Annotated in this window: 17 protein-coding genes; 1 reads left to right on the top strand and 16 read right to left on the bottom strand. The window is 60.6% G+C overall.

Annotated features, from left to right (window positions below; translation table 11 throughout):
• Positions 1-21 precede the first annotated feature (21 nt).
• The 12 genes from FQ187_RS22405 to FQ187_RS22350 form a co-directional block, all read right to left on the bottom strand.
• Positions 22-612, bottom strand: a complete 591-nt coding sequence (locus FQ187_RS22405; protein ID WP_149631149.1) for a nucleotidyltransferase family protein — start codon at positions 610-612, stop codon at positions 22-24.
• A complete protein-coding gene (locus FQ187_RS22400; RefSeq protein ID WP_149631148.1) occupies positions 609-1,592 on the bottom strand; it encodes an XdhC family protein in 984 nt (327 codons plus the stop codon). The genes FQ187_RS22405 and FQ187_RS22400 overlap by 4 nt, the downstream gene beginning before the upstream one ends.
• A complete protein-coding gene (locus FQ187_RS22395; protein ID WP_149631147.1) occupies positions 1,592-3,913 on the bottom strand; it encodes a xanthine dehydrogenase family protein molybdopterin-binding subunit in 2,322 nt (773 codons plus the stop codon). The genes FQ187_RS22400 and FQ187_RS22395 overlap by 1 nt, the downstream gene beginning before the upstream one ends.
• On the bottom strand, positions 3,910-4,380 hold the full coding sequence (locus FQ187_RS22390) for a (2Fe-2S)-binding protein (protein WP_149631146.1): 471 nt from the start codon (positions 4,378-4,380) through the stop codon (positions 3,910-3,912). Before FQ187_RS22390 ends, FQ187_RS22395 begins: the two co-directional genes overlap by 4 nt.
• A gap of 244 nt (positions 4,381-4,624) precedes the next feature.
• Entirely contained in the window at positions 4,625-5,644 is a 1,020-nt protein-coding gene (gene murB, locus FQ187_RS22385; RefSeq protein ID WP_149631145.1) for a UDP-N-acetylmuramate dehydrogenase, read from the bottom strand.
• Positions 5,641-6,105 carry a low molecular weight protein-tyrosine-phosphatase gene (locus FQ187_RS22380; protein ID WP_149631144.1) on the bottom strand — a complete coding sequence of 155 codons (465 nt, stop codon included), beginning with the start codon at positions 6,103-6,105 and terminating at the stop codon, positions 5,641-5,643. The genes murB and FQ187_RS22380 overlap by 4 nt, the downstream gene beginning before the upstream one ends.
• Positions 6,105-6,869, bottom strand: a complete 765-nt coding sequence (gene kdsB, locus FQ187_RS22375; protein ID WP_046049062.1) for a 3-deoxy-manno-octulosonate cytidylyltransferase — start codon at positions 6,867-6,869, stop codon at positions 6,105-6,107. Before kdsB ends, FQ187_RS22380 begins: the two co-directional genes overlap by 1 nt.
• On the bottom strand, positions 6,866-7,051 hold the full coding sequence (locus tag FQ187_RS22370) for a Trm112 family protein (protein WP_007945752.1): 186 nt from the start codon (positions 7,049-7,051) through the stop codon (positions 6,866-6,868). The genes kdsB and FQ187_RS22370 overlap by 4 nt, the downstream gene beginning before the upstream one ends.
• 25 nt (positions 7,052-7,076) lie before the next feature.
• Positions 7,077-8,087, bottom strand: a complete 1,011-nt coding sequence (lpxK, locus tag FQ187_RS22365; RefSeq protein WP_149631143.1) for a tetraacyldisaccharide 4'-kinase — start codon at positions 8,085-8,087, stop codon at positions 7,077-7,079.
• A complete protein-coding gene (locus FQ187_RS22360) occupies positions 8,087-8,518 on the bottom strand; it encodes a biopolymer transporter ExbD (RefSeq protein ID WP_149631142.1) in 432 nt (143 codons plus the stop codon). The genes lpxK and FQ187_RS22360 overlap by 1 nt, the downstream gene beginning before the upstream one ends.
• A complete protein-coding gene (locus tag FQ187_RS22355; RefSeq protein ID WP_178122745.1) occupies positions 8,515-9,150 on the bottom strand; it encodes a MotA/TolQ/ExbB proton channel family protein in 636 nt (211 codons plus the stop codon). Before FQ187_RS22355 ends, FQ187_RS22360 begins: the two co-directional genes overlap by 4 nt.
• 98 nt (positions 9,151-9,248) lie before the next feature.
• Positions 9,249-11,471, bottom strand: coding sequence for a DNA internalization-related competence protein ComEC/Rec2 (locus FQ187_RS22350; protein WP_149631140.1), 2,223 nt, complete (start codon positions 11,469-11,471; stop codon positions 9,249-9,251).
• 135 nt (positions 11,472-11,606) lie between these two features.
• Between FQ187_RS22350 and FQ187_RS22345 the strand changes: the two genes are divergently transcribed.
• Positions 11,607-12,125 (top strand): DUF2062 domain-containing protein, encoded by a 519-nt coding sequence (locus FQ187_RS22345; protein WP_149631139.1) that lies wholly within the window; start codon positions 11,607-11,609, stop codon positions 12,123-12,125.
• 167 nt (positions 12,126-12,292) lie between these two features.
• Here the strand turns inward: FQ187_RS22345 and FQ187_RS22340 are convergent, their stop codons facing one another.
• The 4 genes from FQ187_RS22340 to FQ187_RS22325 form a co-directional block, all read right to left on the bottom strand.
• On the bottom strand, positions 12,293-13,072 hold the full coding sequence (locus tag FQ187_RS22340) for an ABC transporter permease (RefSeq protein WP_149631138.1): 780 nt from the start codon (positions 13,070-13,072) through the stop codon (positions 12,293-12,295).
• Complete coding sequence (locus tag FQ187_RS22335; protein WP_149631137.1) at positions 13,069-14,001, bottom strand: ABC transporter ATP-binding protein; 933 nt, start codon at positions 13,999-14,001, stop codon at positions 13,069-13,071. Before FQ187_RS22335 ends, FQ187_RS22340 begins: the two co-directional genes overlap by 4 nt.
• Positions 14,002-14,134: 133 nt before the next feature.
• On the bottom strand, positions 14,135-14,758 hold the full coding sequence (locus FQ187_RS22330; RefSeq protein ID WP_149631136.1) for a glutathione S-transferase family protein: 624 nt from the start codon (positions 14,756-14,758) through the stop codon (positions 14,135-14,137).
• Positions 14,759-14,801: 43 nt separating this feature from the next.
• Positions 14,802-15,461 carry a transglutaminase family protein gene (locus tag FQ187_RS22325; RefSeq protein ID WP_149631135.1) on the bottom strand — a complete coding sequence of 220 codons (660 nt, stop codon included), beginning with the start codon at positions 15,459-15,461 and terminating at the stop codon, positions 14,802-14,804.
• Positions 15,462-15,674 lie beyond the last annotated feature (213 nt).

The raw sequence follows: 15,674 nt of genomic DNA, 5'->3' as shown, positions 1-15,674 counted from the left end.
AAATATCACGGTGTGTCGAGGCTACTGGTAGATCAACTTCTCTGGCACATCCACATCCCACAACACCCCGGGATCGTCCACCATCACCTCGACCACCCTCGCCTGCGCAAACAACGCCTTGGCACCCCGATCACCAGACAACGCCATCAACGCCGGACCAAAGCTGCGCCCAAATCCCACCGGATGCCCAAACTCACCTTGATGCACCGGAACACTGACGGCGTCATCAGCAATCTCCGCCACCACACGTTCAATACTCGACGCAAGGATGAACGGCATATCCCCCAGCACAATCAGCCAGCCACTGAGCTGCGGACACGCCGCCACACCGGCTGCGATGCTGTCACCCATGCCGGTTGATTCGATCAGCACAATCTCGCAACCATAAGCCTTGGCCATGCGGATCACTTGTGGTCGATCCACAGTGGTCACCAGGACGCGCTTCTCAAGGGAGGGCGGCAAATTCACCAGCACTTGCTCGATCATCGAATGAACAGCACCTTCGCGCCCGGTACAATTCGCCACCAGCTTGTCCTTCTCGGCACCGGCCTCCTGTCGAAACCGACTGCCCTGCCCCGCCGCCAGCACAATGACGCCGATGGGTTCACTCATACCACCTCCTGCAACGGCTTCTTCTGCTTCAGTTCGACGCCATTCTTGATCGCCACGATTTCGGCCAGTAGCGACAAGGCAATTTCCGCCGGTGTGTGGCTGCCAATGTGCAAGCCGATCGGGCCATGCAGCCGCTCGATTGCCTCTTGTGACAAGCCTAGCTGAGCGAGGTTTTCCCGGCGCTTCAGGCTGTTAATCCGCGAGCCCAGCGCACCCACATAAAACGCCCTGGAATCCAGCGCCGTGAGCAGCGCCATGTCATCGAGTCGAGGATCGTGGGTCAGCGCGACGATGGCCGTACGCTCGTCAGTCTGGATGCTGAGCACCGCTTCATCGGGCATGCCCGAAACAAATCGCCCGTGCTGCTCTTCCCAGCCATAAACGAACTCAGTACGTGGATCGCAGATCAGCACTTCGAAATCCAGCAGCCGCGCCATCTCGGCGACATAACGGGACAACTGCCCCGCACCGATCAGCAACAGCCGCCAACGCGGACCGTAAATGGCCCGCAACGTCTTGCCATCGAACGTCAGCACATTGGTCTTGTCAGCCGGTTGCAGCATGACTTCACCCGTCTCGACACAAAGCGAGCGAGCCACGATTTCATGCACCTCGCAGCGCGCCAGCAACTCAGCGACCCAAGCCGGGTCGCCGACCCGCTCCTCTGTCAGGCGCAAAGTGCCGCCGCACGGCAAACCGAAGCGTGCCGCCTCCTCACGGGTGACGCCGTAAGTGATCAATTGCACCGGCGGCCCATCGGCTGGAATACGACCGTCGTGCAGCCGGGCAATCAAATCGTCTTCGACACAACCACCGGACACCGAGCCAATCACCACGCCGTCTTCACGCAAGGCCAGCATGGCGCCAGGCGCCCGAGGCGCGGTGCCCCAGGTCTGGACCACGCTGTACAACACCACCCGCTGACCGGCACGGCGCCATTCCAGCACGCTGCGCAGGACATTCAGATCGACGCTGTCCATCAGGCTTGCGCCTTCTGCCAACCTTGCAACTGATAGCGAACCGGCAGGTTGCGGATGCGCTTGCCGGTGGCGGCAAAGATTGCGTTGCACAGTGCCGGCGCAATCGGTGGCACGCCCGGTTCACCGACGCCGCCCAACGGCACTGCGCCCGGTGGGGTGACCAGATGAACCGCGACTTCCTTCGGTGCCAGGGACATGCGCGCCACTTCATACATGTGGAAGTTGTCCTGCTGGACCTTGCCGTCCTTGAAGCTGATTTCCCCCAGCACCGCGTTGCCCAGGCCCATTACACAGGCGCCTTCGAACTGCGCGCGAATCCGCTCGGGGTTGATCTGAGGACCGCAATCCACCGCGATGTCAGCCTTGTGCACGATCAGCGTGCCGTCGTCTTTGACTTCAACCTCAATCACCGCCGCCACATAGGTCACGAAACTGTAATGCACCGCCAGACCCAGGCCTCGGCCCTTGGGCAACTCACGGCCCCAACCGGAAGCTTTGGCAGCGGTTTCCAGCACCGTGCGCAGACGCGCGGTGTCGATCGGATAACGCTCGGGGGATTCACCGTAATTCCACTCTTCACTCAAGGTGCGCGGATCGATCTGCCGGTCCGGACCAAGCAATTTGATCTGGTACTTGAGCGGATCCTGGCCGGCCTTGTGCGCCAGTTCATCGACAAAGCTCTGAATCGCAAAACCGTGAGGAATGTTCGACACCGAGCGATACCAGCCGACGCGGGTATGGACCGTCGCTTCGGGGTTTTCCAGGCGCACGTTGGGGATCGCGTAGGCCATGTTGGTGAAACCCATGCCCAGCTCGAAGGCCGCCTCGTGGTTCATGCCCGGCGCAAACAACGCGGTGATGCTCGGCGCCACGGTGCGGTGCAACCAGCCGGACGGCAGGCCATCCTTGTTGAGGCTGGCTTTCAGGTACTCGGCCGACACCGTGTGGAAATAGGAGCAGTGGATGTCGTCTTCACGAGTCCATTGCACCCGCACCGCCTTACCGGGGAATTCCTTGGCAAGGATTGCGGCTTCGATGATGAAGTCCGGTTTGGATTTACGACCGAAACCGCCACCGAGCAAGGTGACATTGAAGGTGACGTTATCGAACGGAATGCCGAGGCGTTCGCCAATTCGTTCGCGGGTGACTTGTGGTGCCTGGCTTGGGGCCCAGGCTTCGCAGACGCCGTCCTTGAAGCGGGCGATGGCGACCATCGGTTCCATTGGCGCCTGCGTCAGGTGCGGCAGGTAATAGGACGCTTCGAGCATGCTGTCGGCGCTGCCCATCGCTTCATCGATGTTGCCGGTATTGCGCACCACTTTGCCCGGTTTGAGGGACGCGGCTTCCAGTTCCTTGCGGTAGGCGATCGAGTCATAACTGGCGTTAGGACCATCATCCCACTCGATTTTCAACGCCTCGCGGCCCTTGATCGCCGCCCAGGTATTGCTGGCCACCACGGCCACGCCGCCCAACGGCTGAAACTCCGACGGCAGCGGATGGCCTTCGATCTGCACGACCTTGATCACGCCCGGGACTTTCATCGCGGCGCTGGAGTCGACGGACTTGACCTTCCCACCGTACACCGCAGGACGTGCAATGGTGGCATAGAGCATGCCGTCGAAATGGACGTCGGCACCGTAAATGGCGCGGCCATTGACGATGTCGGCACCGTCGATAGCCTTGGTGCCTTCCTTGCCGATGTAGCGAAATTCCGACGGTTGCTTGAGCCGCAGGCTGTCACGCGCCGGCACTGCCAACGCACCGGCAGCGGCAGCCAATGCGCCGTAACCCAATTCACGACCGGACGGTTTATGGACGACTTTATGCAGTTGCGCATGGCATTCGCTGACTGGCACTTTCCACTGTTCGGCAGCCGCTTGTTCAAGCATGGTCCGCGCGGCAGCACCGCAGCGACGCATCGGCTCGTACCAGTGGCGCATGCTGCGCGAGCCATCGGTGTCCTGGTTGCCGAAGCGCACTTCGTCGCCCGGCGCCTGTTGCACCTTCATCATCGCCCAGTCGGCTTCCAGTTCATCGGCCACCACCATCGTCAGGCTGGTGCGCACCCCCTGGCCCATTTCCGAACGGTTGCAGACCACGGTCACCGTGCCGTCAGCAGCGATGCTGACGTACACCTTGGGATCGTCGATCCAGCCGTTGGGCATGCCATCGGCGCCGAATTTTTTCCCTTTTTCGGCAGCGAAAGCGTCTTGCCAGCCCCAGCTCGCAACCAGAACCAACGCGCCGGTCGCACCGACACCTTTAAGGAAACCACGGCGACTGAGGTTGCTCAGCGCGAAATCATTCGGTAACTGGCTCATGCCTTGGCCTCCTTCAGGTGAGTGGATGCCTGGCGGATGGCGGTCTTGATGCGGTTGTAAGTGCCGCAGCGGCAAATATTGCCGACCATCGCCTCTTCGACCTGTTCGTCGCTGGGGTTCGGGTTGGTCTTGAGCAGCGCCGTGGCGGACATGATCTGCCCGCCCTGACAGAAACCGCACTGGGCCACGGCGGTATCGAGCCAGGCTTGCTGGACGATTTGCCCGACCGGGTCGGCGTGCAGGTTATCGATGGTGGTGACGTTCTGGCCGACCACCGAACCGATCGGCGTGATGCAACTGCGCGCCGGAGCGCCTTCGATATGGATGGTGCAGGCGCCGCACAGGCCCATGCCGCAGCCAAATTTGGTGCCGTTGTAGCCGGCCACGTCGCGGATCGCCCAGAGCAGCGGCATGTCCTCGGTGACATCGAGTTGATGGTCTTGACCATTGAGCTTCAGGGTAATCATGGGCACGCCCGCATAGTTATTGGTTATGGGGTCGAGCAATCTGCCGCCTGGGGTTGGCGGTTGGCATCACGCAGATCGGCTCAGGCTAACGAGGCTCTCTTATGCGGACGGTCGCGTCTGCATCGGGCCTTTGGTGGAGCAAACGTTTGCATCGTTAGGTGGCTAAGTTAACCCAGCATTAACAAAAAAGCCCTGCACCGTTAAACGTGTGCAGGGCTTTGAAATCAGTATTGAAAGCGTAGCCTCAATACCGATTGGGCTCCATTTCCAGGTCGACATGAAAACGTTCTGAAATGTCTTTCTGGATACGTTGCGCCAGGTTCAGCAATTGCAGACCGGTCGCATTGCCGTAGTTGACCAGCACCAACGCCTGCAATTTATGCACGCCGGCATCGGCCTCACGAAAACCTTTCCATCCGGCCCGCTCGATCAGCCAGCCCGCCGCCAGTTTCATCTGGCCGTCGGGTTGGGCGTAGGCCACCAGATCCGGGTATTCACCTTTGAGTTGCGCGACAAGTGCCGCTGGCACCAAAGGATTCTTGAAGAAGCTGCCGGCATTGCCCAGCACTGCCGGGTCTGGAAGCTTTTCGTTGCGGATGCTGCAAATCGCCTGGCTGACATCGGTGGCGGTCGGGCGATCGATGCCTTGCTCGGTCAGGCGCTGACGCACCGGGCCGTACTCCAGATGCAGGTGCGCGGCGCGGTCCAGGATGAAACGTACCCGCAGGATCAACCAACGCCCCGGTTCCTGTTTGAACAGGCTGTCGCGGTAGGCGAAGTTGCATTCTTCCAGGGTGAAGTCCCGCAGGTTGCCGGTCTGGCGATCGAGGGCAGTCAGGCCGGCGAAAACGTCTTTGATCTCCACACCATAGGCGCCGATGTTCTGCATCGGTGCCGCGCCGACAGTGCCGGGGATCAAACTGAGGTTCTCCAGGCCCGACAATCCTTGCGCCAGGGTGTGCTGCACGAACGGATGCCAAGGCTCGCCGGCCTCGGCTTCGATCACAACCTTGCTGCCATCATCGCTCAGGATGCGAATCCCGCGCGTGGCCATGCGCAGCACCAGCGACTGGATATCGGCCGTCAGCAGCAGGTTGCTGCCACCGCCAATCACCAGCAGCGGCACGTCATGTTCCGCAGCATAGGCCTGGGCTTCACGCACGTCGGCATCGCTGTGGGCCTCGGCAAACAGCCGGGCCTGAACATCGACGCCAAAGGTGTTGAACGGCTTGAGCGAAACCTGGGCGTGCACCTGCAAACTCATAACCGTCCCTTCAATTCGATCACCAGCAAATCACTGGCGCGCTCGATCAGGTCCAGCACCTGCTCAAAGCCTTGGTCGCCGTCGTAGTACGGATCCGGCACTTCATCGATTTCCGACTGGTAGCGACGCAGGAACAGGTCCAGCTCGGCCTTGCCCCTGGTCGGTTGCAAGGCCTTGAGATTGCGCAGGTTGCTGTGGTCCATCGCCAGAATCAAATCGTAGGTGGCGAAATCGGCGCGAGACACTTGCTGGGCGCGCTGAGCGGACAGGTCATAACCGCGCAGCTTGGCCGCCGCCTGACTGCGCTTGTCCGGGGCCTTGCCGACGTGCCAGTCACCGGTGCCAGCGGAGGCGACTTCAATTTGATCGGCCAGCCCCGCTTCGCGCAGTTTGTGTCGCAACACGCCTTCAGCCGTGGGCGATCGGCAGATGTTGCCCAGGCAGACAAACAAAACCCGCATCAGGCCTCCAGCAGGCGACGAACGCGCTCAAGGTCTTCGACGGTATCGACGCCAGTCGGCGGTGCGATCAGTGCATCGGCGACGTGAATCCGCACGCCGTGCCACAGGGCACGCAGCTGTTCCAGGGATTCGGTGTTTTCCAGCCAGCACGGGCCCCAGCTGACGAAGTCATGCAGGAAACCGGCGCGGTAGGCATAGATGCCTATATGCCGACGATACGGCACGCCTTCCGGCAATTGCTCGCGGCTTTTGGCAAACGCGTCCCGGGCCCACGGCAACGTGGCACGACTGAAGGTCAGCGCCAGGCCATTAAGGTCGCTGACAACCTTGACCACGTTGGGGTTGAACAGGGTTTCCACGTCTTCGATCGGCTCGGCCAGCGTGGCCATGCGCGCTTCGGTGTGGGCGGCCAGGTTGGCGGCAACCTGATCGATCACGCTCGGCGGGATCAGCGGTTCGTCACCCTGAACGTTGACCACAATGGCGTCGGGCGCCAGGCCCAGCTTCGCGGCGACTTCGGCCAAACGGTCGGTGCCGGAATTGTGATCTTCGCGGGTCAGCACCACTTCAGCGCCAAACCCGTTGCAGGCCTCGACGATGCGCGCATCGTCAGTGGCAACCACCACGCGTTGGGCGCTGCTTTTGCTCGCCTGTTCCCAGACGTGCTGGATCATCGGCTTGCCGGCGATCAGCAGCAGCGGTTTGCCCGGCAACCGGGTGGAGGCGTAACGCGATGGAATGACAACGGTAAAGGCTGTGGTCATTTATCCAGACGCTCGTCGGTGGTCAGGGTGCGGGCTTCGGTTTCGAGCATCACCGGGATGCCGTCGCGAATCGGGTAAGCCAGACCTGCGCCCTTGCTGATCAGCTCGGTTTTGTCGGCACTGAGCTTGAGCGGGCCTTTGCAGACCGGGCAAGCGAGGATATCGAGCAATTTGGTGTCCATGAGCATTCCCTGGATAAAAACGGATTTAAGGCAAAAGACGAGCCGGCAACAGGCGCATCAGCTGCGTATCGAACCAGGCCACGAAGGCCGGCGATGGCGCAGCATCGACCGCCAGGTACCACCAATCGGCGGCGGCGAAGGCACGGCACTTCACCGCGTCCTTTTCGGTCATCACCAACGGCAATGACGGTGTGAAATTCAAGGCCTGCACGCTGTATTCGGCGTGGTCGGCAAACGCATGCGGGACTGGCTGCCAGTGTAGCGTTTCGAGGGTTGTGAAGAAACGCTGCGGATTACCGATCCCGGCCACGGCGTGCAGCGCCTGGCCAGCGGGAAAGTGGTCAAGGGGACGCCGCTCGCCGCTGTGCAGATTGACCAGTTCGGTGGGTTGAAGCTGGAAGGCAAAACCGCCATCGCGATCAGCATCGGCACCGTTGTACAGCACCGCGTCGACGCTTTGCAGACGTTCAACCGGTTCGCGCAACGGCCCGGCGGGCAGGCAACGCTGGTTGCCCAAGCCGCGGGCGGCGTCGATCAACACCAGTTCAAGGTCGCGGGCCAGTCGGTAATGCTGCATGCCATCGTCGGACAGGATCAGGTCCAACGGTTCACTCGCCAGCAGCGCTTTGACGGCACGACTGCGGTCGGGGTCGATCATCAACGGAACGCCAGTGCGCTGGACGATCAACAGCGGTTCGTCGCCTGCGATCTCGGCGCTTTGATCTGCCTCAACTCGCCACGGCAGTTGCGGCGGTTTGGCGCCGTAACCCCGGCTGACCACGCCGACCCGCAAACCGTTGCGCTGGCAGTGCTGGATCATCCACAGAATCAGCGGCGTCTTGCCGGTGCCGCCGACGGTGATGTTGCCGACCACGATCAGCGGCACCGGCGGTTGATAGATCTCGCCCTCACCCGCCAGAAAACGCTTGCGCTTGTTCATGACCACGCGCCGATACAGCCACTCCAGCGGCTGTAACAACTTCAGGGCCGGATGACCTTGGTACCACGCAGCGAGCAAGCGATCGGACATGGCCATCAGGGCGCGGGCGGCGCCGCCTCGACAGTGGTCATGCGCAGGTGACTGAAACCGAGTTTACCGGCGGCGTCCATGGCGGTAATGACGGACTGATGCTGAGTCTTGCCGTCGGCGCTGATGGACAGCGGCAGGTTGGTGTCGCCACTGGATTCTTTCTGCAGTGCGTCCATCAGCGTGGCCAGATCGTTTTTCGGCAACAATTGGTTGTTCACCGAGAATACGCCCTCGGCGCTGATGGCAACGTCCAGGTGTTTGACCTCCTGGTCTTCGGCAGGTGAACCGCTGACCGCTTCCGGCAGATCGACACGCAATTGGGTTTCACGGGTAAACGTGGTGGTCACGACGAAAAACAGCAGCAGGATAAACACCACGTCAATCAGCGACGCGAGGTTGATGTCCACATTCTCCCGTTGCTTGCGGCGGAATTTCACGCTTTGCTCCCATTCAGGTCAACATCACGGTCGCCCTGCACCACCTCGACGAGCTTGATCGCTTCCTGCTCCATGCCCACCACCAGTTCATCGATCCGGCGTTGCAGGAACCGGTGGAAGAATACCGCCGGGATGCCGACCATCAGGCCTGCGGCTGTGGTTATCAGCGCCTTGGAGATACCACCGGCCAACACGGCAGCGTTGGTGGTCATGCCCGAACCCATGAATGCACTGAAGATATCAATCATGCCCAACACCGTCCCCAACAGACCCAGCAACGGGGCCATGGCGGCGATGGTGCCCAGCGCATTGATGTAGCGTTCGAGCTCGTGAACCACTCGCGCGGCGGCTTCTTCTATGCACTCTTTCATGATCTCGCGACCATGCCTGGAGTTCGCCAGGCCAGCGGCCAGGATTTCACCCAACGGCGAGTTGGCGCGCAGTTCCTTGAGTTTTTCTTTATTGAGTTGTTTGTCCTTGATCCAGACCCAGACCTGCCCGAGCAAATGCTCCGGGGTCACACGGCTGGCACGCAGGGTCCAGAGACGCTCAGCGACGATTGCCATGGCCGCGATGGAACTCAGAATGATCGGCAGCATCATCCAGCCGCCGGATTTGACCAATTCCCACACAGTGATAGTCCCCTCGGAAAAGTGCGCCACTCTAACATAGGGGATCCATGCACCGAAGACTGTGATGTCGCATCCGGTCGGGCTTCAATCACTTCGGGCTACTGCGCAGAACGCCAGAACCGCCGTTCTTGACGCATCGTCCATGGCGGCTTGAAGTGCCCCAGCTGCAGACGGATGGCACCCTGTTCGGCGCTGTCATGGATCGATATGCCGCGCTTTCGATAGCGCGCCATGATCGTGGGATGGGGATGACCGAATGAATTCCCCTGACCGCGGGAGATCAACACCGCGTGGGGCTGCAACGCGGCAAGCAACGCCATCGATGACGAACTGCGACTGCCGTGGTGCGGCGCCTGCAACCAATCAGTGGTGACGGCCAGTGGACTGTCGAGCAGCGCCCGCTCGGCTGCGGCGTCTATATCACCGGTCAATAACAGACGCTCACCGTTGGCTTCTATCTGCAAGACGCAGGATTTTTGATTGCTGTCGCGGGCGGAAGACCATTGCCAAAGCTGGAACCTCACATCATCCCAGACCCATTGCTTGCCGCTCTCGCAGCCCTGCGCCTGCAACTCGGCAGGCAACGCCAGGGGATCGCCACTGACCACCCGTTTCACCGGCAGGCCATTGGCAACGGCCCGGGCGCCGCCCGCATGATCGGCGTCAGCATGGCTGATCAGCATCAAATCGAGCCCCTCCACCCCCAGTTTGCGTAATGTCGGCAGCACCACCCGCTCGCCCAGGTCGAAATCGCCGAAACGTGGCCCGGTGTCATACAACAGTGCGTGATGACGAGTGCGCACCAGGATTGCCAAACCCTGGCCGACATCCAGCTGCCAGACTTCGGCGATGCCTTCAGGCAAGACCTGCTTGGGTGGAAAAACCAGCAACAGCAGCATCGGCCAACCCAACGAGCGAAACGGCACACCTCGAGGCATTAATAGTAGAAAGGCACCGAGTGTGCCGAGTGCCCATATCCACAACGGGTTGGCCACCGGCACCCACGCGGGCAAGTACCCGGCCATCAGCGTCAGGCCCTTGAACAAGAGGTCGATCAAACCTCCTGCCAACCACAGCAACCCTTCGCCCACGTAAGGAAGGGGTAAAAACAACGTGCCCAGCAATGCCGGAGGCAGCACGACCAGGCTGATCCACGGCACCGCGAGCAAATTGGCCACCGGCCCGCTGAGACTGATCGGCAACCCGAGCACCAGCAGCAACGGGCACAGACCGATCGCGATCAACCATTGGGCGCGGGTCCACGTTTGCCACCAACGCCATGGGCCCAGCCGACCACCGAAGGTGAAGATCAACACCGCCACCGCCGCGAACGACAGCCAGAAACCCGGTTGCAGACTCGCCAGCGGGTCGAGCAGCAAAACACCATCGAGCGCCAGCAACAGCGGCCACCAGGCGCCGAGGTGACGAAATCGCAGGCGCCACAACAGCACCAGGCCGATCATCACGCAGGCCCGCCGCACCGGCACCTCGAAACCGGCCAGCAGCCCATAACCGAGAGCGGCCGCGAACGCCAGTCCACAGGCCCACGGCAGCCAAGACAAGCGTTTCGGCCACAGGCCATAACGGGCCAGCCCGGCGATCAGCAGATACACCAGCCCTGCCAACAAACCGACGTGCTGTCCGGAAATCACCAACAGATGGACGGTTCCGGTGTCTTGCAGCACCTGCCAGTCTTCGCGACTCAGCCCGGCGCCATCCCCCAGCACCAACGCCGTCAGCGCTCCCGTTCGCCCTTGGGCATCCACGGACTGCAAGCGCTGACGGATGCCGTCGCGCCAGGCCCATTGGGCTTCCTTGAGCCGCTCGCCAGCCTTGACCGTCCCGGTAGCGCCGATGCGTTGCGCCAACAGCCAGGCGTCGTAATCGAAGGCATGGGGGTTGAGCAGCCCCGCAGGACGCTTCAACTTGACCGCCAGTCGCCAATGTTCACCGCTGTTGACCGGCGGCCCGTCATACCAGGCCAGGCGCATCAGTTGCGGCACCTTGCCGTGTCGCGACCGGGCGTCCGCCAACTCGAAACGCACGACGGCCTTATTGTTCTGGGGCAAACCCGTCACCCGACCTTCGACCCAACGGGTTTCGCCATCAAGGCTAATCGGCAGCCGATCATCCAGCGCCCACTGTGCATTCGCGCACGCCCAACTGAAGCCGAACAGGAAAAACGCCAACGGATAGGTCCTGAACGGCAGCGCCATCAATCCCATGACTGGCAACAACAGCCACAACCAGACCGGCGGTAATACCGGTAAAAAACGCAGGATCAACAGACCCAACGCCAGCGCCATCATCCCTGTGCGCATACGCCCGTCCTTGAGAGTCCCCTTCTATGCATAGCCGGCTAATCGCACGGGCATCGTTATTAATTGTCACAAAGTCTGAATGGGCGGTTCATAGAATCCAGACATACTTGCCGCCTTAACCGACCGAGAAGCCTTATGCCCCGGCGCTTATTCAAACGTTACATGCCAGACCCGATCAGCATCAGGGAACACAAGTCCTTACGCTTTCTCGGCACCCTGCTGCATGACCCGAACCTCTGGCACCTCAACCGCCATTCCGTCGCACGGGCCATGGCGGTTGGTCTGTTCGCGGCGTTCCTGCCGATTCCACTGCAGATGCTGGTCGCCGCCATTCTCGCCATCATGGTGCGCGGCAATATGCCGATTGCGGTCAGCCTGGTCTGGCTGACCAACCCGATCACCATGCCGGCGGTGTTCTTCTGCACTTACCAGACCGGGGCCTGGCTGATGGACGTTCCGGCCCGTCATCTGCCGGACGAGCTGACTTGGGAATGGATCAGCGGCGAACTCTCAAGCCTTTGGCAGCCGTTTTTACTCGGCTCGGTGGTGACGGGACTGGTGCTCGGCGCACTTGCCTATTGCCTGACCATGATGTATTGGCGCTGGTGGGTCGGGCGGCAGTGGCGGCGACGCCAGAAAAGACGGATGCAGTGAACGCAAAACGGCCTCCACTTGGGAGGCCGTTTGTTTTTGCGGTGTTTGGACTGACGCCTTCGCGAGCAAGCCCGCTCCCACAGGGGATCTTCGTTACGACATAGATCCAGTGTGGGAGCGGGCTTGCTCCTGGCGGCGTTCCGACGAAGCAGGCGACTCGGGGTCCCTTAAGTACGCATCCCGCGACCGCTGACCAGCAGTCGTGCGCAACCGATGTACAACACAACAGTTGCCACCAGCATGAAGGTGATTGCCACGCTGATCCTGATGTCCGAAACGCCAAGAATGCCGTAACGGAAGGCGTTGACCATGTGCAGCACCGGGTTGGCCAGGGACACGGTCTGCCAGAACGGCGGCAGCAAGGAGATCGAGTAGAACACCCCGCCCAGGTAGGTCAGCGGTGTCAGCACAAACGTCGGGATGATCGAGATGTCATCGAAGTTGCGCGCAAACACGGCGTTGATGAAGCCCAGCAGCGAGAAGATCGTCGCCGTCAGCACCACCACCAAAATGGTCACGCCCAGGTGATGCACCTGCAATTGGGTGAAGAACAGCGACAGCAGGGTCACGATGATCCCGACCATCAAGCCGCGCAGCACGCCGCCCAGGGTGTAGCCGATCAGAATCGTATGCGGCGACACGGGCGACACCATCAACTCTTCGATGGAACGCTGGAATTTGCTGCCGAAGAAACTCGAGACCACGTTGCCGTAGGAGTTGGTGATCACCGACATCATGATCAGCCCCGGCACGATGTACTCCATGTAGGTGAAGCCACCCATGTCACCGATCTGCCGGCCGATCAGATTGCCGAAGATCACGAAGTACAGAACCATGGTGATGGCCGGCGGCAGCAGCGTCTGCGGCCAGATCCGGGTAAAGCGTTTGACCTCTCGGTAAACGATGGTGTTGAGGGCAACGAGGTTGGGTTGCAGCTCGGAACTCATACCGCCACCTTCGACAGATTTTTCTCCACCAGGGACACGAACAACTCCTCGAGGCGATTGGTTTTGTTACGCAGGCTCAACACCTCGATGTTCTGCTGCGCCAATTGGGTGAACAGCGCGGTGATGCCCATGGCCTTGTCGACCTGAACTTCGATGGTGTGGCTGTCGAGCAGCTTGGTCGGGTAACCGAGCAACGGCGGCGCGGTTTGCAAAGTGTTTTTGAGGTCGAGCAGGAACGTTTCCACATGCAGTTGGCCGAGCAACTGTTTCATGCTGGTGTTCTCGACGATGGTGCCGTGGTCGATGATGCCGATGTTGCGGCACAACTGCTCAGCCTCTTCCAGGTAGTGGGTGGTGAGGATGATGGTGATGCCTTTCTTGTTCAGCTCGGTGAGGAACGTCCACATCGAGCGACGCAGTTCGATGTCCACACCCGCCGTCGGTTCGTCGAGGATCAGCAGGCGCGGTTCGTGAACCAGCGCACGGGCGATCATCAGTCGACGCTTCATGCCGCCAGACAGTGAACGCGACGGCGTATCGCGCTTGTCCCACAGACCGAGCTGGGTCAGGTACTGCTCGGCGCATTCCTTGGCGATTTTCGGTGGGATGCCGTAATAACCGGCCTGGGTCACGACGATATCGAAGGTTTTTTCGAACTGGTTGAAGTTGAATTCCTGAGGCACTACGCCGATGGAGCGCTTGAGCTGCGCAGGATTCTTGTCCAGGTCGTGACCGAAGATATTCACCGTCCCGCTGGTCTTGTTCACCAGGGTCGAGAGGATGCCGATGGTGGTGGATTTGCCGGCGCCGTTAGGGCCGAGCAAGGCGAAAAAGTCACCTTCGGCGACGTCCAGATCGATACCACTCAAGGCCTGGAAACCGTTGCCGTAGGTTTTGGTTAGCTGCCGGATGGACAGAGCGGAACTCATATCGGATTTACGCACCAAGAAGGGAAGAAAGGGACAAATAAGGGCGGGCGGCGACTAATACAACCGCGGCGCACGAGCGCAATGGTGCTTGTCGCCGCCACACAAGTACAGTCAAGTGTGTCGATAGTGAGTATTAAGTCAACGCGGTCATAACCGCTTTCTGATACGCCGGACGCTGTTTCAGGCGTGCATACCAGGCTTGCAGATGAGGCTGCGGTGCGCGCTCGATCGGCATCTCGAACCAGGCATAAATGAAGCTGCCCAGAGGAATGTCGCCCATGCCGATCTCATCGCCGGACAGGTACGGTTGGGTCGCCAGCGCCTGATCAGCCATGGACAGCAGGCCATCGCACTCCTTGATCGCGGCGTTGATTGCGGGCCAGTCCTGTTGGCTTTCTGGTGTACGTAACACACCCCAGAACACCGTGCGGAACGGGCCGGCAAAACTTGAAGTGGTCCAGTCCATCCACTTGTCGGCAGAGGCCCGAGCCTGCGGATCTTCTGGATACCAGGCTGTGCCGCTGGCGTGGCGAGCCATCAGGTAACGCACGATGGCGTTGGATTCCCACAGCACGAAACCCTCGTCTTCAATCACCGGCACGCGGCCATTGGGGTTCATCGCGCGGTACTGCGGCGTATCGACTACACCAAAGGCGCCGCCCGCATCGATGGCTTCATAGGCCAGGCCCAGCTCCTCGGCGGCCCACAAAGGTTTTCTGACATTCGACGAGTTTTTCCGACCCCAGATCTTCAGCATGACCGCCTCTTTATGGATGAATGCGCAGGCAGCATACGCCGGATCAGGCGCGACTCAAATCGCTCTGCATGTCACCCAGCAGCGCGGGCAGTGTGTCGCTGAACAGGTGCGGATAGCACTTCTCAAGGTGCTCGAAAAAGAACGCTTCAGGCACGTCGGTGAACTGGCCGTGGTCGATCAGGTATTCCATCAATTGCTCGCCGTCGCGATTGAACGGATGGAAAACGCTGTCGTTGATTCCGTCGAATTCCAGTGGTGCGACATTGAACAGTTCGCACAAGCCTTGGTTGAACGCTGGCGTGGCTTTGACCCAGCGGCCGTTCAGGTGAAGCTCTGTATAGCCGTGCATGGCGAACACGTCGCTCTTGAGCAACTCGAGCAAACGCGGGGTCGACAGGTGATTGCGCACGTCCGCCAGGCCGATACGGGCCGGGATCCCGCAATGTCGCGCGGCACCGGCCAGAAGCGTGGCCTTGGGCACGCAATAACTCTCGCCTGTCATCAATGCATAACTGCCGCACAACGTATCCGGGTCGTGACTGAAGGTGTAGGGGCTGTAGCGCACGGCCTCTCGCACCGCGTAATAGAGGTTGATCGCCTGCTCAAGCGGATCGCGACTGTTGCCGCGATGTTTTTCAGCGAACTCCACCACCGACGGGTGGTCACTATCGATGAAGCGGCCGGGACTCAGATACTCGTGCATGAGAACAATCTCCTGGGGAAGCCACGAGTCTAGCGACACGTTCAGCACAGAGATAACGACGTTTCGGCCAAACATGGACGCTTTGCCGCCCGCCCAACGAACGATTTCCCCGGCCTGTTGCCCACCGGGCCTACAAAACTCATCCATGGTTTCCCACGAATTCAATCACATCGCTCTGACCACCCTGTTTTGCGGATGCCGTCTAAGCTCTGA

The organism is Pseudomonas sp. ANT_J28, from assembly GCF_008370005.1.
Classification (GTDB): domain Bacteria; phylum Pseudomonadota; class Gammaproteobacteria; order Pseudomonadales; family Pseudomonadaceae; genus Aquipseudomonas; species Aquipseudomonas frigoris.
Note: the sequence above shows the minus strand (reverse complement) of the source record. Positions and strands in the feature narration are given on the sequence as shown.